The sequence below is a fragment of the Arcobacter defluvii genome, assembly GCF_013201725.1.
Classification (GTDB): Bacteria; Campylobacterota; Campylobacteria; order Campylobacterales; family Arcobacteraceae; genus Aliarcobacter; species Aliarcobacter defluvii.
The window spans coordinates 2,869,827-2,890,871 of sequence record NZ_CP053835.1 but is presented as its reverse complement, the minus strand read 5'-3'; the positions used below and the strand labels follow the sequence as shown (position 1 = coordinate 2,890,871).

The window sequence follows — 21,045 nt, the reverse complement described above, 5'->3', positions numbered from 1 at the left end:
TAAGTGGCAATTATTATATCTAAAAAAAAATTAGTTTTGAATTATCCGAGCTACATTTTGTGAACTTCCATTTTTTAGATACTCTCTTAAAATTTTTGAATTTTCAAAAAATAATTTTTTATCAAGATTTTCATAATCATTTAAAAGATTTTCTACGTTTACATCTTCTTGTAAAAATTCACTATGAAGAGGTTTTTTACCCATTTTTTCAAAGAAAATATTTGCAAGTCCAACAAAATTTAGTTTTACAAACATTTTTCCAATAAAAAAATCGAATTTTTTTGCAATATATGAAAGTGTAAATGGTGTTCCTATAAGTGCTGCTTCAAGAGTTGCAGTTCCAGAACAAATAAATGCATATTCACACTCTTTTAAAGTTTGATGAGTATTTCTTGAAATTGTAAAATTTGAAATATCTCCATAAATTTTTTTTATATATGCATCATCAAATTTTGCTGGAATTATCAAAATATACTCTTTATTTGGGATTTTTTTTATTAATTCTTTAAAAATCGGCATTAGATTTGTAATTTCTGTTTTTCTACTTCCTGGCATAAAAGCAATTTTATTTGTTTCTTGAAATTGTGTTTTAAACTCTTTTATTTCATCTAAAAGAGGATGTCCTACGTAAGTGATTTTATTTTTATCATTATAAATTTCACTCTCAAAAGGAATAATTGAACAAAGTTTTGAGCAATAAGCTTCAAGTTTTTTAACTCTTCCTTTTTTCCAAGCCCAAGCTTGTGGTAAAATATAATAAATAATCTCTTTATTTGGATATGTTTCTCTTAATTTTTTAGCAAGAGGAAGATTAAATCCTGAACTATCCATTAGTAAAACTTTGTCACAAGATGACGCAAGCTCTACTAATTCATCTCGAAGTCGGAAAAAAAATCTTAATTTCTTTAAAGCATCAACAAATCCCATGATAGCTAATGAAGTTAAATCATAAAGTGGATTTCCCAACTCTTTATCAAAAACTCCAACAAGTTCAACATCAGAATTTAAATATTTTTTTAATTCCTTTAAATGAACATTTGATGAAGCTTCCATGGCACAAACTAATAGTTTCATATTATCTCTTCTTTTATATCTTCATAAGTTGTAGCATTTATTTCTATTTCATATTTATCATCAATTATTTCATCAAGAACAATTAAAGCACTTAAATCATAAGGATTTTTTATAATTAGATTTCTGATTTCTAATTCTTTATAAAAATCAAGTGGGTTATACATTAACTCTTTTACATCTTTATATGAAGTTCCTGCAAATAGATTAAACGTTTGTATATCTATAATTTTTACTTCATCACGATTAAGATAATTTATGCTATCTTTAGTGTATTCTATTCTTCCATTTGTATTATTTCTATTTATAGTTGAATAACACATAATATATGAAGGAACGATTTTTTTTGCAATACTAACTTTCCCACCTAATAGTCTATAGTTCAAAAATCTTTGTTTTATAAGTTTGTACTTTTCTCTTGCATCTTCTAAATCATTTCTTTTTTGATAAAGTTCTAATCTTTCTTCAATTGATTCAGGCATTATTTGATTTGAAATAGGATTAAACATCTCATCCATAATCTTTTTTTGAATCTCTCTTTGAGCACTTAATCCAAATAAACATCCACAATAATTTTGTCTATATAAAGAGTTTTCTTTTACTCTATCCCCTTGACCTTGTCCACCATTTCCACTTCTATAATCTCTAAATATAAAATTTACACCCGTTTCTTGTGTTAATTTTTCTCCAATTTTTTCTAATTTTTCTTGAGATTTTTTTGGTGAAATTAAAAGTGAAGTTGTAAATTTATCATGACCTAATTCTATTGCTTTTTGAACTGACACATCAAGTCTATCATCATAACAAACAGTACATCTATCACCTTTTTCAGGAAGATGTTCCATCCCTTTTACTTTTTTTAACCATTCTTCAAGGTTATAAGGACCTTCAAGTAATGGAATTCCTAATTTCTTACACGAGTATTCTACATCTAAATATCTAAGTCTATATTCATTATATGGATGAATATTAGGGTCATAAAAGTAACCAACTAATTTTTCATCTGGAAATTCTTCTTGTATTTTTTCTAAAAAATAGTGACTATCAACTGCACAACAAATATGAACTAACAAAAAATTCCTTTAATTATATAATTTGATATAATTATAGTAAAAGTTTTCAAAACAAAGGATTAGCTATTAAAAATTTATTTTTTGTGATTTTTTCACTAATATTATTTACGGGTTGTTTTAGTTCAAATCAACCACAATTAACTTCAAGTGCAACTATTTTATTAAAAACGCCTCAAATGAAATTTTATGATAAAGGTTTTATTTTTAAATATAAAGAGTATACACAAGTTCAAATATTTAATGCAGGAACAGCAATCTTAGATATGAAAATTTATGATGATAAAATTTGTAGAAGTACTTTTAAGTGTCAAGATTTAAAAACTTTTAATAAAGAAAATTTATCTTCGACATATGCTGATAATTTTTTAAAAGAGTTATTTGAAAGAAATGAAAAGGAAGTTTTTTTCAAGGATAAAGAGAATGGAGTTTTCATAAAAATAATAAGAGATTAGAAAAACTAATCTCTTATTTAAAATTTAATAATTCCTATTTCATTTAACATTAAAATAAAAATAGAAATAGGTGCTACAAATCTCATAATAAATAACCAAATTTTATAATAAGTCTCTCCCATAAAAGGAACAAGTGCATTTTTAGAAAGTTTTTTATCCATTATATATCCAATAAATATTGCTAATAGTATTCCTCCAATTGGCATTAAAATAGCAGAACTTATAAAATCAAACCAATCAAATAAATTTTTTGAACCTAAAGTCAAATTTGTTGAAAAAGAGTCAGTATTTGATAATAAAGCAAGAAGACCTAAGGCATAAGCTATAAAAGCAACACTATATGTAGCATTTTTTCTTGGCATATTTTTTCTTTCTACCAAATACATAACTGTTGGTTCAAGAATTGAAATTGCAGAAGTAATTGCAGCAAATGCTAAGGCAATAAAAAACAAAATAGCTAAATAAATACCAATTGTTCCCATTTGATAAAAGATTGCTGGAAGAGTTATAAATACTAAACCTGCACCTTTACTAGGTTCTTGAGAAGCTGTAAAAATTATAGAAAATATTATAATCCCTGCTACAATAGCAATAAGTGTATCCATAATAACAACAGTTATTGAAGCTTTTACTATATTTACATTTTTATCTAATGAAGCCGAATAAGTTATAATTGTTGCCATCCCAATAGATAGAGTAAAAAAAGCATGTCCTACTGCAACTATAATTGAACTTGAATTAAATTTTTCAAAATTTGGATAAAACATGAATTCTATTGCTTTAGAAAAACCATCAAGTTGAACAGTGTAAATAAGTAGAATTGCTAGAATAATTATTAAAGATGGCATTAATATATTATTTAATTTTTCAATACCTTTTTTTACTCCTTTTGAAATTGTATAAGCAATAACAATAAAGGCTAAAGTATAATAAAAGATTTGGGTAAAAATATCATTCTTTAGAAAAGTCATAAAAAGCGTTTCAGATTCTTTAAAATTTGAAGGTAAAGAGTTAATTGATAAAACAATATAATTAAAAATCCAACCAATTACAACAGGATAAAAAGTTAATATAAAAATACCAGTTAAAAAAGTAAATCCTGTATATTTCCAATACTTTTTATTTGTAGGGGCAAGATTCTCAATTGTACTAACAGCATCTTTATTTTGAAGACTACCTATTAAAACTTCCCCAATAAATATTGACATTCCTATGAAAAAAACAGTTGCTAAATAAACAAGAACAAAAATTCCTCCTCCATTTTCACCTGTAATATAAGGAAATTTCCAAATATTCCCAAGTCCAACCGCACTTCCCGCAGCTGCAAGAATAAATCCAATTCTTGTAAATCTATTTTTATGCATAATTACCTTTCTTTAAAAACTATATAATATAGATTTTATCACTAATTTTTTTAATCTTTGGAATGAAATGTATAATTTTTGTATAATTTATTGAATTTTAGAATGCTTAAGAGAAGTTAGAAGTTTAAAAAAGTGCAAGTATTATCAACTTTATATTGATAATGAACTTTGCCTTTTAAATAAAAAGTTTTACAGTTTTTTTAGTTTTGCATAACCTTTTTTAATTAATTTAATTAAAGGTTTTCTATATGAACTAAATACATATTTTTTGATTTCGTAAGCAAGTCTACCTTTTACAGTTAATAATCCATAAATATCACCTGCTGCATATTGTCCACCAAGAGCAATTAAAATACCATCAAGTTTTGGATCACATTTTTGTAAAGATTTACCATTTATCATATTTAAAACATTTTTACCTGCATTTGCACCACTGATTCTAGCAATTGTAACGTTTGGTGGCATAATTTCACCTTGTTGGTTTTTAACTTCTGCAATGTCTCCAACGGCAAAAATATTTTCATATTTATCTGATTGCATAAATTCATTTACAATAATTTGACCTCTACCATTTTTAGCTACATCTTCAAGCTCTGATGTAATAGTTGAAGCTTCAACTCCTCCTGTGAATACAACAAATGAGTGATTAATTTTTGTTCCATTTGATAAGATGCAGTATCCATCTTCAACTTTTTGAAGTTTTGTATTTGTAATGATATTTATTCCTAATGCTCTTAATCTTTGTTGAGAAATATTTATAAGATCAGGTTTTAAACCAGGAAGAATTGATGCTGAACTACTAATTAAAGAGATTTTTAAATTGTCACAAGAGAAATTTCCCCTTTGGAAAAATTTATTTGAATAGTAAGCCATTTCAGCTGCAATTTCAACTCCTGAAAGTCCAGCTCCAACTACAACAATATGTGTATCTGCACATTGTTTTGCTTCATCTCTAATTTTTTCAAAAAGTTGTCTTTCAAAACTTTGTTTAAATGTAATTGCTCTATGAAGTTTTTTTATGTCATCTGCATTGTTAAGACCTGGAATACTTGAAGGAAAGAATGTTCTAGTTCCTGCTGCCATGATTAAATAATCAAATTCTACTATTTCTTGTTCTTCTGTATATATTTTTCTTGTATGTTGGTCAATTTTTCTAACTTTTAAATTTTTAAATTCTAAGTGATTATGATTAAAACCTCTACATAAAGTAGTTAAATCAATTGTAACATCTGCAAAAGTAGATTTATTCGCAATTAAATCATAAACTTCGGGTTGCAAATTATGATAAGTGTGTTTATCAATTAATGTAATTTTAATATTTTTATTTTTAACCAACTCTCTTAATGCATATATTCCTGCATATCCACCACCGATAATAACGACTTTCTTCATAAAAACTCACCTTTTAACAATTTTAATTTAGCGCAAAATAGTAACTTTTGCATATTTTATTCCATTATAATAGTATTTTAAACATATTTAGTACGAAATTCTACAAAATATTTATAGCCTTGATATAGCATACAGTAAATTATTGATAATTCTATACTTAGGCTTTTTAGGATAATATAAAAACGCAGTAAAGTTGGATAAATTTATTCATAGATGTTTATAAATGTTACTTTTAAATAAAATCATAAAAACTTATGGATAAATATTCGTAAAAAAATATTACAAAATTATTAAAAAGAAATAGGAAAAATTATGAAATATGTAGGAGCTCATGTAAGTGCAAGTGGTGGAGTTTATAATGCACCAATTAATGCAGTTGAAATTGGGGCAAAAGCTTTTGCTCTTTTTACAAAAAATCAAAGACAATGGACAGCAAAAGAGTTAGATACTAAAACCATAGACAAATGGTTTAAAGAGCTAGAAAAATCAAAAATCCAACCAAAACATATCTTACCTCATGATAGTTATCTAATAAATTTAGGTCATCCAGAAACTGATGCAAGAGCAAAATCTCTTGATAGTTTTATTCTAGAATTAGAAAGATGTGAAATTTTAGGTTTAGATAGATTAAATTTTCATCCAGGTTCACACTTACGAAAAATATCTGAAGAAGAGTGTTTAAATAATATTGCAGAATCTATGAATAGAGCAATTGACGCTACAAAAGATGTAAAACTTGTGATTGAAAATACAGCAGGGCAAGGAAGTAATCTTGGATATAAGTTTGAACATTTAGCTTACATAATAGATAAAATTGAAGATAAAAGTAGAGTTGGTGTTTGTATTGATACCTGTCATATGTTTACTGCTGGTTATGATATAAGAACAAGAGAAACTTATGATAAAACTTGGGCTCTTTTTGACGAAATTGTAGGTAGAAACTATTTAATGGGAATGCATATAAATGATTCAAAACCTGAACTTGGAAGTAGAGTAGATAGACATGATAGTTTAGGTTGTGGACAAATTGGATGGGATGCTTTTAAATTTATTATGAATGATGATAGAATGGATGATATACCGTTAGTTCTTGAAACAATAAATGAAGAGATTTGGGCACAAGAGATTAAAGCTTTATATGATTTAGTGGAAAATTAATTTAGGGAATAGGAAATGTATAGGCTTTTTAAAATTTAAGGTAAATTAATGAAAAAGCCATTTAATCCAAATGATTATTTAGATAGTGTAATTACAGTAAAAGAATTAAGTCAAAAATTCCCGAAGTTATTAACTCAAGATTATAAAAAGATTAGTCTTTTGAATGAGTTGCTAGCTTTAAATTACGAAATAATATCAAAAGATTATGTCGATTTCTTTTCAAGTAACATTGAAGATTACTTCCATTTTGAAGTTGATGCTGTAATATAAAAGTAAAAAATACTTTTATATTACAGTTTTTGAATAAGCAATAGCTTCATCTATATCAATAAAATTTTTTAAATTATTCTCATCAAATTTAAAATTTGCTTTTGTTAATTTTTTTAATATTCTTGTATTTAAACCTGAAAAAATTAGTTTTTTATCATGATTTTTAAAATTATCAATTATTGATTTTAATGCAACCATAGCTGTGATATCTATCATTGTTACATTTTTCATATTTAAAATTACAATATTTGTATCTTCATTTGTATTTAAAAGAGTTTTTAAAGCATTTTGAGCTGCTCCAAAGAACATTGGTCCATTTATATCATAAATAGAGATATTTTCTGGAATATCAGGATGAACAGTAAGATTTTGAGTATTAACTAATTCAATAGAGTATAAATCAATAGTTCTTTTTATAAATAAAACAGAAGCAAGTCCAATTCCAACAGCAACAGCAACTTGCATATCTATTAAAACTGTTAAAATAAAACAAGTTAATAAAACATAAACATCATTTTTAGGAGCAACTTTTATAATATTTACAAAGTGTTTTACTTCTGACATATTCCAAGCAACCATCAATAATAAAGCTGAAAGAGAAGCCATTGGTAAATATGAAAGATAAGTTGATATGAAAGTTATAGCTACCAAAATAAATAAAGCGTGAATTATCGAAGATATTTTAGAGTTTGCGCCTGATTTAATATTTACAACTGTTCTTGCAATTGCCGCAGTTGCAGGAATCCCACCAAAAAATGGAACAATAATATTAGTAATTCCTTGACCTATTAACTCTTTATTTGGATCAGTTTTATTTCCTGTCATCCCATCAGAAATAACTGCACATAAAAGCGATTCTAATGCCCCTAAAATTGCAATTGCAATTGCATGAGGAAAGAGTTTATATAATAAATCAAGATTTATATCTTGTATATTTAAATTTCCCCAAGGAAGTGAAAATTGTAATGGAATAGGAGGAATACCATTTCCTTCTAAATCTCCGATTTTATAGTGAAAAGTTGATGAGATAGTTGAAATGTCAAGGGTTGGAATATAAATATTTAAAAAAGCTACAATAATTGTTGTAAAAGTAAGTGCAATTAAAGCAGCTGGTATTTTACTTTTTGTTTTTTGCCATAAAATTAGTAGAAGAAGAGTCATTAATCCTATTGTAAATTCAGCAAAATCAATAGTATGAAATGAAGTAGATAACAAATATATTTTATCTAAATAACTTCCTTCAAAATTTGAAATAGTTAATCCAAAAAAATCTTTTATTTGAAAAGTAGCAATAACAACAGCAATTCCTGATGTAAATCCAACAGTTACAGGATATGGAATAAGTTCAATTAATGTACCCAACTTTAAAATACCTATAAAAATTAAGATAATTCCAGAGAGTAATCCACAAAGTAATAATCCAGTTATACCAAACTCTTGCACAATTGGTATGAGAATAACTACAAAAGCTGCAGTTGGTCCAGAAATATTTATTTTACTACTTCCAAAAATAGCAGCAGAAATTCCTGCGATAATTGCAGTATAAAGTCCAAGTTGAGGTGGAACGCCTGTGGCAATTGCTAATGCCATTGATAAAGGAAGAGCTATAATTCCAACAGTTAATCCTGATAAAATATTATTTTTCATTTCATTCTTGCCTTAGATTTCCTAGTATTGTTGATTTTATATTTTGAAGTTTTTAATTTTTTAATCATCGAAGATGAGATTTTGTACATTTTATTTATATTTTCTTTTAATAATTTATTATTTTCATTGTTTCGAGCAATTTCATAATAACTTAATAGTTTTAAATAGTTAAACTCTTTTAAAAAAGGATAAAATTCAGTTGATTTTTCTTCTTCCAAAATCCATTCACTTAAAAGAGATAAAATAATTTGTTCAGGAATCCATAACTCACCTGATAATAATTGAGTTTCTATTTGTTTGACTAAAGAATTATAATAAAAAATTAAAGCTTCATCATTTGGCAAAAGTTTTTGATTCCTATTTTTTACCTGTTGATAAGAAATAAAAGCTTTTAGTTCATAGGCATTTATTATTGTAAGGCTTAATTCTTCGTTTAATTTTCTTATATTTTCTTCTATCTCATTATTAAATTCTTGATATCCTAAGTCAATTTTATAAGTTTCATTTTTTATATTTTCTAAAAGTTCTTCAATGACAGTTTTTATGTAGATTAAAAGGGCATCTGTTTTTATATCCCTTAAAAGTTTGATTTTTATGTGTGGATTTAAATTCATTAGAATCCTAGGTTTTTAAAGTGAAGTGGATTTTAAATCAAATAAACTTAATAATGAATTAAGTTCAAAATATTTGTAATTGTTCATTTCGTGCTTTTAATAATAATTAAATTATAATCATAAGAAAAATCTGGAAAAGAATGAAAAATAGAATAAATGATGAATTAAACAAAGTAAAAAAAGATTTATATTTAAAAGCCGCTGCTAACTATTTTGATAAAAGTGGTTATAAAAATTTTAAAATCTCACATCTCGCAAAAGAGTTGGAAACTTCTGTTGGAACAATTTATAATCTTTTTAATTCTAAAGATGATTTATACTTAGAATATTTGATTTTTAAACTTCAAAAGTTTATGGAAACTTTAAAAGAAAATGAAACTTCAGACCCTAAAAAAAATTTAGAACTTTATTTATCATGTAAATATGAAATATTTATACAAATTGATAATAATCCAGATGAAACTTTGACAAATGATCCTTATTTTTTTCATAAATTAGATATTTCAAATCATCAAATTGTTGATGAAATTTATGATTACTTAATAAGGCAATTTAAAAAGCTTTATCCAAATTCAGATATAAATTATAAACATATATCAACACTATTTAAAAAATTATCAGATGGATTTATAGAGAGTTATTTGATTGAAAAATATGATACAAGAAATATTGTAAAAGATACAATAGAACTTTTTTTCCATGGTTTGGAAAAAAAGTAATACTACTTTAAAGTCTGTAAATCTTGTGATTTACATCTTCAACTTCTTCTTTCAGTTTATTTTGCCAAAATTCTACTTTCTTTTGATCTCTTGGTTGTTCAAATAAACCATTTTTATAAGTATTAACAAGTATTTCTTGAGCTGCAGATACGCCTTTTGATGCTGCAAAATTTAACAATTCTATACCTTTTTCATTATCAATCTTAGTATTTATACCTTGAAGATAAAATCTAGAAAGTTGATAGGCTGCTGTTGGGTCAATATCACTTGATTCTTTTAAAAGCTCAAAAGATTTATTTAAATCTTTTTGAACACCTTCTCCTTTATAGTATAAAAAAGCTAAAGGAAGATTTGCATAAATATTATCATTTTGTTTTGCTTGATTTAAATATTTTAAGGCAGATTTATAATCTTTTTTATTTGCATAATAAGTTCCTAATCTTATTTGTGCAAATGAATTTGTATTTTCTATATTTCTATAACAACTAAGTTTAGAATCTTCATTTTCAACTTTTTGGCAATTATCTGCTTCTTGTAAAATATCTGCATATTTATCAGAATCAGAAAAAGAGAACCAATCAAAACTTGGTATTTTAAAAGAACAAGCTGTAAATAAAAAAACAGCACTAATTGAAAGGATAATTGGTTTTAACATCTATATTCCATATATTTTATTTATAAAGTTTTCAGTTCCTTCTTCATATTGAATATGCCAAAAAGAACTTTTTTCAAAGTCTGGTTCAATATATTGACCATTTGAGTAAAGAATACTTAACTGATTTTGTGCATCTTTTACTCCATTTTCAGCTGCATAAGTGAGTAATTTTATAACTTCTGCAAAATCATCTTTTGAAAGATAATAAAAAGATAGTTTATATGCTGCAATAGGATCAACTTCTTTTACATCTTTTAATAAATCAAGCATTTTATTTTCATCTTGTGCAACACCATAACCATTGTTATATAAATCAGCAATTAATGCATTTGCGTAAAAATTACCTTTTTCTTTTGCAAGCACAAATCGATGAAATGCTTCTTGGAAATTTCCTCTATATTGAGCATTTATTCCTAGTCTTAATTGGGCGAAAGTATTTTTATATGAAATTAAATCATAACAATCCATTTCAAATTGTTTATTGTTATTTCTACAATCATCAGCAATAGATAATTCATTGGGCAAAACTTTCATTGCTTCATTATAGTTAGTACAACCATTTAGTAGAAAAAGAAGTAATGACAATTTTGTAAAAGATGCAATTTGCTTAAACATTGTATTCCTTTTTTTGTTTGCTTTTATAATTTCCAAATATTTTAGCATTTTTTTATTCATATGTAGTTAAGAGATATTGCTGTATCATATTAATTTTAAAGGAAGTTTAAATGATTTTTATAGGATTGTTTTTATTAATTGCAATTGTAGTTATATCTTTGAATATTCATAACCACTCTAATTTGCACAAAATTGAAGAATATTTAAAAAAAACTGATTGTAATAATTATGTTTATTCAAGAGGTTCATATAAAGCTTTGTGTAAAGATTACTTAATAGATGTAAGTAATAGTTTTATTGTAGATGTTGAGAAAAATTCAAAAATTATTAAGTATGATGATATTAAAAAATTAGAAATAAAAGAGTTGAAAATATTGATTGATGATTATGTTTTAGAATTTGCAGATAAAAATGATTTAAATTTATTTAATGAAAAATTAAAAGAAAAATTGAATAAGTAAGATTTTAGGAGAAGAATGAAAGAAGTAATTGATTTTATAAAAGCACAGAATGTTGAAACGACAAGTTTCTTTGCACAATTAAAATGTACAGCAGAAGAGGCAAAAATTTTACAATTTATGTCAAAAGAGTTTGTTAATGGACGCGATACTTTAGGAGTGATAGATATTTTAGCTGAATTTTATGATGTAAAAAATTATAAACATTTAGAAAAATTAGATTTGATTAAATCACTTTTAGAATATGGTTGGTTAATTCAAGTCTCTTTTGATCAAGTAAAATTGAGTGAAGTTTCAAAACTTGAACTTATAAATTCTAGTGTTTCTCTTTCTAGTGCATATTTAAAAATGTTAGAAAATGGTGCTAATGATTTTGTTCTTCCAGAAATTAAAAATTATAGTGACCATTTAGAATATTTACAAGATCAATTTTTTAGAATTGATTTAGCTCAACAGTTAAATGTTGTAAGAAAAAATTTTGATGTTAATAGTCCAAGTTCAAATAGATTGAAATCAAAATTAATTTTACTTGAAAATAGAATAAAAGAGAGAATTAAAGTTACAAACAACTCTATAATGCTTGAAGACTTTTTTAAAGACAATGGTTTAAATGAACAAGAACAAACTCTATTTTTAGCTTTATTAAAAGAGGAATATTCTGGTGGAGATGGAAGTTTAAGAGATATGAACTCTTTAATTGAATTAATTTCTAGTGATGATTATGAAAAGATAAAATATAGAAGTTTACTTGAAGAGAGTTCAACTCTTGTGTCAAAAGCATTGATAGATTATGATGAAGTTTTAACTCCATTTGGTGGGATAAATAGAAATTTTTATATTCCAGATGAGGTTTTATATAAAATTTCTCATCCAACTAAAAAAAGTGCAAATGTTGGAAAAATAAAACTTGATACGGTTATTAAAGAACAGGATATGTTTGAATTGATTTCTACAACAAAAACTTTAGATGATGTTATTTTAAATGAAAAAACAAAAGAGACTTTAGATGCACTTTTAAAACAAGTTGATAAAAATGTAATAAATAGATTAAAACAATGGGGAATAAAAGATAAGAAAAAGGGAATTGAAGCAAAAATTATCTTTTATGGAGTTGCAGGAACGGGTAAAACTTTAACAGCTTTAGCCTTAGCAAAATCTCTTAAAAAAGATGTATTAAGTTTTGATTGTTCTAAAATTTTATCAATGTATATTGGTGAAAGTGAAAAAAATGTAAGAAATATTTTTGATAAATATTATGAGTTAAGAGCTCAAACAAAATCAGAACCAGTTTTACTTTTAAATGAAGCAGATCAATTCTTAAGTTCACGAGCTTCAGGTGGTGTTAGCAGTAGTGATAAAATGCATAATCAAATGCAAAATATTTTCTTAGAACAGATTGAAAGATTTGATGGAATATTAATTGCAACTACAAATTTACTTGAGAATTTAGATAAAGCTTTTTCTAGAAGATTTAATTATAAGATAGAGTTTATAAAACCAAACAAAGCTCAAAGAATAGAACTTTGGAAAAAATTAATTCCTGCAAATCTTCCTTTAGAAAAAGATTTTGATATTGAAGAACTAGCAAAATATGAATTAACAGGTGGTCAAATAGAGTTAGTAATAAAAAATACTGCTTATAAGATTGCCGTTAGTGACGAGCCATTATTTAAATTAGAAGACTTTAAAGAACAAATTACAAAAGAGAAAAAAGGTCAATTTGATAGTGAGACTAAAGTAGGATTTTTTTAATCAAAGATTAGAAAATTAAACTGACATAAAAGAGCTGTTCAAAATATTGAATACTCTTTTATCTTTATCTTATATTTAAAAGATATAATTACATTTTTATTTTAAACAATATTTAAGTAAAAAGAATCGTTAATAATTTTATTAATGATCCAAGTTTAGATTTGGTGTTTCTTTTTGTACCAATTTCAATCTTATCCTTAGATAGACATTAAATTTAAAGCTTATTTTTTATTAGGTTTTAATATTATTTTTAACATTTAGAACAACTATTTTTATTTCAAATATCTGCATAATTTGTGATAAAATAGTACTTTTTAGCTTTTAAAGGAAAAATTAAATGACACATATGGAATTTGCCCATCCTTATTTTGGTGCATTTGTGATGTTTCTTGTTACGTTTGGTGCCTTTGGTGCAACTGTATGGCTTGCAAGATATATAAGTAGAAAAATTGCAAGATTAGATACAGAAAAATTAAAGACAACACTTTATGAGTGTGGACCTGAGGTTACAAAACAACCTAATAGAATTTCAGCACAGTTCTATTTAACGGCATTATTGTTCATTTTATTTGATGTGGAAATCATTTTTATGTTTCCGTGGGCTATAGTTTATAAACAATTTGTAAGTTTTGGATTAGCATGGTATGTTTTTGGTGAAATGATTTTATTTATCATTTTATTAGCAATTGGATTTGTATATGCTTGGAAAAAAGGAGCGCTTGAATGGCACAGCATAAAATAAACTATTTACAAGATAGTGGTGCGGCTGTAAAATTAACTACAATTGATAAATTAGTTAATTTTGGTAGAAGTAACTCTTTATGGCCTATGACTTATGGACTTGCCTGTTGTGCTATTGAAATGATGGCAACAGGTGCCTCAAGATACGATTTTGATAGGTTTGGAACAATTTTTAGAGCAAGTCCTAGACAATCAGATGTTCTAATCATTGCAGGAACTTTGACTAAAAAACATGCAGAATTTATGAGAAGATTATATGATCAAATGCCAGATCCAAAATGGGTTATTTCTATGGGAAGTTGCGCAAATACAGGTGGTATGTTTAATACATACGCAACTGTTCAAGGTGCAGATAGAATAATTCCTGTAGATATATATCTTCCAGGTTGTGCTCCTAGACCTGAAACTCTTCAATATGCGCTTATGACACTCCAACAAAAAATTAGAAAAGAATCAATTTTCAGAGCTCATAAGAAAAAGAGGTTAGTGTAATGAGAAAATATACACCAAAAGATAATGTTCAAAGACAAGCTTATTTTTCAGATAGATTTTTTGTGAGTCCAAATGTTCCAAGATATGAAATAAATGAAGATGAAATTTTTGCAAAAGATTTTGAGAAAATTTCTAGTGAACTAACAATTATAGATTCTTATATTGAGCATACTCATTTAGTTTTATATATTAATAAAAATGATATTGTAAAAATGATGACATATTTAAAAAATGAATTGAAATATGAAATGTTAATGGAATTATCTGCAATTGATTATTTAGCTTCAAAAGATGGATATGAAGTTTTTTATGAAATGTTATCTTTAAGTAAACATAAAAGATTAAGAGTTAAATGTTTTGTGCAAAAAGATGAAACTATTGAGTCTGTTACTTCACTTTATAAATCAGCAAATTGGTCAGAAAGAGAAATGTATGATATGTTAGGTGTAAAAGTTGTAAATCATCCAAATATGAAAAGAATTATTATGCCTGATGATTGGTATGACCATCCATTGAAAAAAACTTATCCATTACAAGGTGATGAAGTTGCAGCTTGGTATGAAGTTGACAAAATTTTTGGAAAAGAAGCAAGAGATATTATAGGACCTGAGCAAAGAGATCCTGCTGCAATTGATAGATATGATACTACAAGATTTGCAAGACTTGGTCATGAAGTTCCAAATGGAGTTGATATTTCAGAATTTGAACCAGAAACACCAATCTCTTATCAAGAAGAAAATGCTCCATTATTGAAAAAATTAAAACCTGAAGAATCAGTTGTTTTAAAAAGAAGAAGGTAAGAAAATATGCAACAACCAAATAGATTAAAACCTTTTTTTGAAAATATTCATTTTGAACGTGAAGATAATACTATGATGGTGAATTTTGGACCACAACATCCATCAGCTCATGGTCAGTTAAGACTTGTACTTGAACTTCAAGGAGAAGAAGTTGTAAAATCTAGACCAATGATTGGATACCTTCATAGAGGTATGGAAAAAATGGCGGAAAATATGATTTATAACGAATTTCTGCCAACAACAGATAGAATGGATTATATAGCTGCAACTTCAAATAACTATGGATATGCTTTAGCAATTGAGCAACTTTTAGGTATCGAAGCTCCAAGACGTGCAGAAATTATTAGAACTATGTTACTTGAATTAAATAGAATTACTTCACATCTTTTTTGGCTTGCAACCCATGCTCTTGATGTAGGTGCAATGTCTATGTTCCTTTACTGTTTTAGAGAAAGAGAATATGCAATGGACTTAATAGAAGATTATTGTGGAGCTAGACTTACTCATAGTGCAGTAAGAATTGGAGGTGTTCCTTTAGATTTACCAGCAAATTGGATTGATGATTGTAAATCGTTTTTAGAAGTTTTAGCTAAAGAATTAAAAACTTATGAAGGTCTTCTAACTGAAAATAGAATTTGGAAAATGAGGCTTGAAAATGTTGGAGTTATTACTCCAAAAATGGCAAAAGAGTGGGCTTGTTCTGGTGTCGCTTTAAGAGGTAGTGGAATCAAATGGGATTTAAGAAAAGAAATGCCTTATGGATTATACCCAGAATTAAAATTTGATATTCCCGTATCAAATACTTGTGATGCATATGGAAGATACAAAATTTGTATTGCTGAAATAAAAGAATCAGCAAAAATTTTAGAACAATTATTTTTAATGTATCCAGAATCGGATTCTCAACTTATGGCACATGCTCCAAATTATATTTCAGCTCCAAAAGAGCAAATAATGACACAAAATTACTCTTTAATGCAACACTTTGTACTTGTAACTCAAGGTATGAGACCACCAGTTGGTGAAGTATATGTTGCTACTGAATCACCAAAAGGTGAATTAGGATATTTTGTTGTAAGTGATGGAAGTCCTTATGCTTATAGATTAAAATTAAGAACTCCTAGTTTCCAACATACTGCAATTTTAGAAGAGTTGTTAGTTGGATGTCAATTAGCTGACGTTGTTACAATAATTGGTAATTTAAATATAGTTTTTGGTGAGATTGACAGATGAAAAGATTTGATTTAAGATTTTTAAAAAATGACTTTTATGACAGAATGTTAGAACTACTTGATAAACAAATAGCTGCTGAAGAAACAGCAATTATTATGTTTGAAATTGGAGATTTTTCAAATATCCAAAAATCTGCAGATGTAATTTATGAAGCTGGTTATACTTTGATGAATTCAATCAAATTCAATGAAGTAGATTGGACTTTAGTGGTTAAAAAAGTAAAACCAGAGCCTAAAGTTATAGTTGAATCAGTAGAAAGTGAATCAAATGAATAATACAGAAATGATTTTAAAAAGTGATTTTATATTATCTTTTGGAACTTTTTTTGAAGATAATCAAGAAATAAAAAAATCAGTGTTAACTTCAATTGAAAATAATAGAAGTAAATTTGTTTATATGTTTCCTATTGATAATGTAAGTTTAAAACCTTTTTATACTCAATTTATCAAATATGAAGTTGGTAGTGAAGAAGGAATCTGCGCTTTATTATTAGATACTTTTGTAAAAAACTGTGATGAGAAAACAAAAGAATATATTAATAATTTAGATTTAGGATACATTTCTGCTGAAAGTAGTGCAGGAGAAGAAGAGTTTGCAGAAGCATTTGAAACTTCTAATGATGCTAAATCAAAAATTTTAATAATTGGTAATGATATAAAAAATCACCAAAGAGTTGAAAATATTATAAAATTATTGGCATTAATAAAAAAATATACAGATTTCAATTTAGTTGTATTAGATGACGAGTTATCAAAAAGAATTTATTCATGTTCGGATTTTAATTTAGATGAAATTGAAGAATTAAAATCATTTAATGGAACTTTAGTTTATAAATTAATAGGCGAGAATAGTGATGAATTATTAGCTAGTAAAACATTTTCAAATATATCAAAAGTCTTAGATGGAGATAAAATATATATAAATTTTAAAGATGAAAAAATTATGAAAATTTTAAAAGTTGATGATTCTTTAACAGGAACAATTGCAATTTTAAAAGTTGAAAATAGTGATGATATTTTAAATGGTTATAGATATAAGCAAGTAAAGATTGAAAAGGTAGAAATATAATGAGTGATATGATTACACTAACAATTGACGGAAAATCTATTGCTGCAAAAGAGGGTGAATCTATATTAAATGTAGCAAGAGCAAATAATGTTTTTGTTCCAGCTGTTTGTTATTTGACTAGATGTTCTCCAACTTTAGCCTGTAGATTATGTCTGGTTGAAGCTGATGGGAAACAAGTTTATGGCTGTAATACTAAAGTAAAAGATGGAATGGATATTTCAACTATTACAGAGAATATTAGTAAAGAAAGAAGAGCTATTATGGAGGTTTATGATGTAAACCATCCATTACAATGTGGTGTTTGTGACCAAAGTGGAGAGTGTGAATTACAAAATTACTCTTTATATATGAAAGTAGATTCTCAAAGTTACAGTATAAAAGATATTCATAGACCAACTCAACATTGGGGAGTTATGAATTATGATCCAGCTTTATGTATTGTTTGTGAAAGATGTGTAACTGTATGTAAAGATATGGTTGGATCAAGTGCTCTTAGTACAGTAAAAAGAGATTCAGATAATATTGATAAAGTATTTAAAGATGAAATGCCAAAAGATGCATATGCTATGTGGAATAAACTTAATAAATCACTTATTGGTTATGATGCTGATGCCTGTACCAACTGTGGTGAGTGTATAAGTGCCTGTCCTGTTGGTGCACTTGTATCTCACGATTTCCAATATACTTCAAATGCTTGGGAGTTAAAAAAAATACCAGCTGCTAATCCTCACTCTTCTGACTGTGCTTTTATGTATTATGAAATTAAACATGATTCAATTGATAATCATAGAACAAAAAGAATATATAGAGTAAATAGCGAACCTCATTATTCAACTGTAAATGGTGCAGGAAGATTCGCTTATGATTTTGAAAATAAAGTTGAAGAAAAAAATAAAGCTGCATTTGATAAAGCTGTAGAAGCATTTAAAGGTGCAAGAAATATTAAATTTAATTCATATATTACAAATGAAGAAGCATTGATTTTACAAAAAATTTCGGAATTTACAGGTGCAAAACTTGTAAATGAAGATGCAAGAAGATACCAAGAATTTTTGAAAAATTATTCTAAAATTTCTGGAAAAACTTTATATTCTTCAAAACTTTCAGATGTACATAACTCAAACTTTGTAATTTCTGTTGGGGCTTATTTAAAATCAGATTTACCAAATGCAAGATATGCCTTTAATAATTCAGTTGTTATGAATAAAGGTGCAGGATTATATTTTCATCCAGTAGCTGATCCAGTTATGGAAAAAATTGGGAAAATTGGGAAAACAACAGATTTTATCTATCATGCTCCAATGGTTGAAGAGTCAATCTTATATTTCATCTTATATAAATTTGGAAAAAATTTACCAGCTGAAGTTCAATCATATATAGATTCTAAAAAAGAGATTAAAACAAAAACTGTAACTGAAGTTGTAAAAGAAAACGTTGTTGAGATGGTTGTTGATGAAGCAACGGGTGAAGAAAAAGAGGTTAAAAAAGTAGTTTCTAAAAATGTATCAACAGAAGTTTCATATGAAATGGTTTCATTTGTTGAAGATTTTGGAAGAGATGAAAAATTCCTTGATTTAGTTGATGAAATGTTAGCTAAAAAAGATGCCTTCTCTTTAATAGTTGGAGAAGATTTAATAACTCATCCAAATAGTGAAAATTTAGCAAAATTATGTGGATTAATTGATGCTTATACAGATTTTAATGTAGTAATTATTCCATCACAAACAAATACTTTAGGTGTTGCCCAAATTTGTACACTTTCAAGTGAAGTTGATGGTTTAAGTGTTGGTTATAACATGAAAGCTGATTTTGAACTTTCTGCTTTAGGTGATGGTGATTTAGATGTACCAGCTCTTAATCAACAAGAAGGAACTTTTACAAATATTGATAAAAAAGTAATTCCTACGAATGCTGCTTTAGAGTTTAAAGGTTATACTTTAAATGAAGTTGCAAATGAAGTTTTAGGTTGCGATGTAGAATATACTATTGATTATACAGTTAAACTTCCAATAAACAAAGGTTATAAAACTGTTAAGTTTGATGATTTATCAAATCATTTTGGAAATGACCAAGTTGAATACAGAGGATATGAAATTAACTCTTTTGAAGTATTAAAAAAAGAGAGGGTAAAAGAAGCTAATACTGAAAGATTAGTTTTAGAAGAAAATGAGATTGTAATTTATAAAGCGAATCCAATTAATCAATTTAATGAATTTACAGCAATTGCCCATGAATTTAAAGAAAAACTTCAAGATGGAATATTCTTTTCAAAAGAATCTTTTGAGAATTTAGGTTTAGTTGAAGGTGATAAAGTAAAAGTAAATGCAAATAATCAAGAATTGACTTTAAACGCATATGTTGATATTCAAATAAAAGGAAACATTTCTTATGTTTCTACATTTATGAAAAATAGTTCTTCAAATGCTCTATTTAATAGTTATAGATTTAATAAAGCAAAAGTGGCAAAGGTATAATATGGAAACAAGTATTATTATAGAAACTATTGTAAAAGTAGTAGTTGTACTTGCAGTTTTTTCAGCACTTGCTGGATTTACAACTTATATAGAAAGAAAAATTCTAGCTTTTATGCAAAGAAGATTAGGACCTACAAACGTTGGACCTTATGGATTATTACAAATCGTTGCAGATGGAATCAAATTATTTTGTAAAGAGGATATTATACCTGCAAATGTAAATAAAAAAATATTTATGGTTGCACCATTAATTACAGCATCTACAGCTTTTATAGCTATGAGTGCAGTTCCATTTTTTCCAGAATTTGAGATGTTTGGATATACAGTAAGACCAATTATTAGTGATATTAATGTTGGAGTTTTATTTGTATTGTCTGTTGGAGCAGTTGGACTTTATGGACCACTCTTAGGTGGTATGAGTAGTGCTAATAAATGGGCATTACTTGGAGGTGCAAGAACAGCAATACAACTTTTATCATATGAAGTTGTATCTGGACTTTCACTTTTAGCACCTTTAATGATGGTAGGAAGTTTATCTTTAATTGATATTAATAATTACCAAGCAGGTGGAGTTTCAAATTGGATTATTTGGTCCCAACCTTTAGCTTTTTTATTATTTGTTATGGCAGGTTTTGCTGAAACAAATAGAACTCCTTTTGACTTACTTGAACATGAAGCAGAGTTAGTTGCTGGATATGCAACTGAATATTCAGGAATGAGATGGGGAATGTTTTTTATTGGAGAATATGCAAATTTATTTACAATTTCTTTTTTAATTGCATTGATTTTTTTAGGTGGATTTGAGCCATTATGGTTTATACCTGGTGGACTAGCAATAGTTTTAAAAGTTATGTTTTTAATTTTTGTTTTCTTATGGACAAGAGCTTCTTGGCCTCATATTAGACCTGACCAGTTAATGTGGTTATGTTGGAAGATTTTAATGCCACTTGCCATACTAAATGTTTTAGTAACTGGTTTTGTGATGATGTTTTAGGAG

The 21,045-nt window shown here is 26.7% G+C and carries 22 protein-coding genes; 14 read left to right on the top strand and 8 right to left on the bottom strand.

Features of this window, described 5'->3' with window-relative positions:
• Window positions 1–30: 30 nt before the first annotated feature.
• Entirely contained in the window at window positions 31–1,074 is a 1,044-nt protein-coding gene (lpxB, locus tag ADFLV_RS14470) for a lipid-A-disaccharide synthase (RefSeq protein ID WP_129011882.1), read from the bottom strand.
• The gene (locus ADFLV_RS14465) at window positions 1,071–2,144 is read right to left on the bottom strand and encodes an epoxyqueuosine reductase QueH (RefSeq protein WP_129011883.1); all 1,074 of its coding nucleotides are present in this window, start codon (window positions 2,142–2,144) and stop codon (window positions 1,071–1,073) included. Before ADFLV_RS14465 ends, lpxB begins: the two co-directional genes overlap by 4 nt.
• A gap of 83 nt (window positions 2,145–2,227) precedes the next feature.
• On the opposite strand from ADFLV_RS14465, the gene ADFLV_RS14460 reads away from it, so the two are divergent.
• Window positions 2,228–2,596, top strand: a complete 369-nt coding sequence (locus ADFLV_RS14460) for a hypothetical protein (protein ID WP_228712404.1) — start codon at window positions 2,228–2,230, stop codon at window positions 2,594–2,596.
• Window positions 2,597–2,613: 17 nt separating this feature from the next.
• Here ADFLV_RS14460 and ADFLV_RS14455 read toward each other — a convergent pair whose 3' ends face one another.
• Window positions 2,614–3,960: a sodium-dependent transporter gene (locus tag ADFLV_RS14455; protein ID WP_129011884.1), complete on the bottom strand. Its 1,347-nt coding sequence runs from the start codon at window positions 3,958–3,960 to the stop codon at window positions 2,614–2,616.
• A gap of 189 nt (window positions 3,961–4,149) precedes the next feature.
• Window positions 4,150–5,352: an NAD(P)/FAD-dependent oxidoreductase gene (locus ADFLV_RS14450; protein ID WP_014475426.1), complete on the bottom strand. Its 1,203-nt coding sequence runs from the start codon at window positions 5,350–5,352 to the stop codon at window positions 4,150–4,152.
• A 312-nt stretch (window positions 5,353–5,664) separates the two neighbouring features.
• On the opposite strand from ADFLV_RS14450, the gene nfo reads away from it, so the two are divergent.
• Window positions 5,665–6,510, top strand: a complete 846-nt coding sequence (gene nfo, locus ADFLV_RS14445) for a deoxyribonuclease IV (protein WP_129011885.1) — start codon at window positions 5,665–5,667, stop codon at window positions 6,508–6,510.
• 48 nt (window positions 6,511–6,558) lie between these two features.
• Complete coding sequence (locus ADFLV_RS14440; RefSeq protein WP_014475424.1) at window positions 6,559–6,780, top strand: hypothetical protein; 222 nt, start codon at window positions 6,559–6,561, stop codon at window positions 6,778–6,780.
• Between the two features lie 15 nt (window positions 6,781–6,795).
• Here the strand turns inward: ADFLV_RS14440 and dauA are convergent, their stop codons facing one another.
• Together dauA and ADFLV_RS14430 are read right to left on the bottom strand one after the other, a co-directional pair.
• Window positions 6,796–8,427 (bottom strand): C4-dicarboxylic acid transporter DauA, encoded by a 1,632-nt coding sequence (gene dauA, locus ADFLV_RS14435; protein ID WP_129011886.1) that lies wholly within the window; start codon window positions 8,425–8,427, stop codon window positions 6,796–6,798.
• Entirely contained in the window at window positions 8,424–9,041 is a 618-nt protein-coding gene (locus ADFLV_RS14430) for a hypothetical protein (protein WP_129011887.1), read from the bottom strand. Before ADFLV_RS14430 ends, dauA begins: the two co-directional genes overlap by 4 nt.
• A gap of 140 nt (window positions 9,042–9,181) precedes the next feature.
• Between ADFLV_RS14430 and ADFLV_RS14425 the strand changes: the two genes are divergently transcribed.
• Window positions 9,182–9,760, top strand: coding sequence for a TetR/AcrR family transcriptional regulator (locus ADFLV_RS14425; protein ID WP_014475421.1), 579 nt, complete (start codon window positions 9,182–9,184; stop codon window positions 9,758–9,760).
• A gap of 7 nt (window positions 9,761–9,767) precedes the next feature.
• On the opposite strand, the gene ADFLV_RS14420 is transcribed toward ADFLV_RS14425, so the two are convergent.
• Window positions 9,768–10,415 (bottom strand): tetratricopeptide repeat protein, encoded by a 648-nt coding sequence (locus tag ADFLV_RS14420; protein ID WP_129011888.1) that lies wholly within the window; start codon window positions 10,413–10,415, stop codon window positions 9,768–9,770.
• Window positions 10,416–11,030: a tetratricopeptide repeat protein gene (locus ADFLV_RS14415; RefSeq protein ID WP_014475419.1), complete on the bottom strand. Its 615-nt coding sequence runs from the start codon at window positions 11,028–11,030 to the stop codon at window positions 10,416–10,418.
• 110 nt (window positions 11,031–11,140) lie between these two features.
• Here ADFLV_RS14415 and ADFLV_RS14410 point away from each other — a divergent pair, with 110 nt between their 5' ends.
• The 10 genes from ADFLV_RS14410 (at window position 11,141) to nuoH (ending at window position 21,042) form a co-directional block, all read left to right on the top strand.
• A complete protein-coding gene (locus ADFLV_RS14410; RefSeq protein ID WP_164968538.1) occupies window positions 11,141–11,491 on the top strand; it encodes a hypothetical protein in 351 nt (116 codons plus the stop codon).
• 15 nt (window positions 11,492–11,506) lie between these two features.
• A complete protein-coding gene (locus tag ADFLV_RS14405; protein WP_129011889.1) occupies window positions 11,507–13,240 on the top strand; it encodes an ATP-binding protein in 1,734 nt (577 codons plus the stop codon).
• 337 nt (window positions 13,241–13,577) lie between these two features.
• On the top strand, window positions 13,578–13,982 hold the full coding sequence (locus ADFLV_RS14400; RefSeq protein ID WP_129011890.1) for an NAD(P)H-quinone oxidoreductase subunit 3: 405 nt from the start codon (window positions 13,578–13,580) through the stop codon (window positions 13,980–13,982).
• The gene (locus tag ADFLV_RS14395; protein ID WP_129011891.1) at window positions 13,964–14,473 is read left to right on the top strand and encodes a NuoB/complex I 20 kDa subunit family protein; all 510 of its coding nucleotides are present in this window, start codon (window positions 13,964–13,966) and stop codon (window positions 14,471–14,473) included. The genes ADFLV_RS14400 and ADFLV_RS14395 overlap by 19 nt, the downstream gene beginning before the upstream one ends.
• Window positions 14,473–15,273 (top strand): NADH-quinone oxidoreductase subunit C, encoded by an 801-nt coding sequence (locus ADFLV_RS14390; RefSeq protein WP_129011892.1) that lies wholly within the window; start codon window positions 14,473–14,475, stop codon window positions 15,271–15,273. The genes ADFLV_RS14395 and ADFLV_RS14390 overlap by 1 nt, the downstream gene beginning before the upstream one ends.
• 6 nt (window positions 15,274–15,279) lie before the next feature.
• Window positions 15,280–16,506 (top strand): NADH dehydrogenase (quinone) subunit D, encoded by a 1,227-nt coding sequence (gene nuoD / locus ADFLV_RS14385; protein WP_014475413.1) that lies wholly within the window; start codon window positions 15,280–15,282, stop codon window positions 16,504–16,506.
• Complete coding sequence (locus ADFLV_RS14380; protein WP_014475412.1) at window positions 16,503–16,781, top strand: NADH-ubiquinone oxidoreductase subunit E family protein; 279 nt, start codon at window positions 16,503–16,505, stop codon at window positions 16,779–16,781. Before nuoD ends, ADFLV_RS14380 begins: the two co-directional genes overlap by 4 nt.
• On the top strand, window positions 16,774–17,574 hold the full coding sequence (locus ADFLV_RS14375) for a hypothetical protein (protein WP_129011893.1): 801 nt from the start codon (window positions 16,774–16,776) through the stop codon (window positions 17,572–17,574). The genes ADFLV_RS14380 and ADFLV_RS14375 overlap by 8 nt, the downstream gene beginning before the upstream one ends.
• A complete protein-coding gene (locus ADFLV_RS14370) occupies window positions 17,574–20,048 on the top strand; it encodes an NADH-quinone oxidoreductase subunit G (protein ID WP_129011894.1) in 2,475 nt (824 codons plus the stop codon). The genes ADFLV_RS14375 and ADFLV_RS14370 overlap by 1 nt, the downstream gene beginning before the upstream one ends.
• A 1-nt stretch (window position 20,049) precedes the next feature.
• A complete protein-coding gene (nuoH, locus tag ADFLV_RS14365; RefSeq protein WP_014475409.1) occupies window positions 20,050–21,042 on the top strand; it encodes an NADH-quinone oxidoreductase subunit NuoH in 993 nt (330 codons plus the stop codon).
• Window positions 21,043–21,045: the final 3 nt, after the last annotated feature.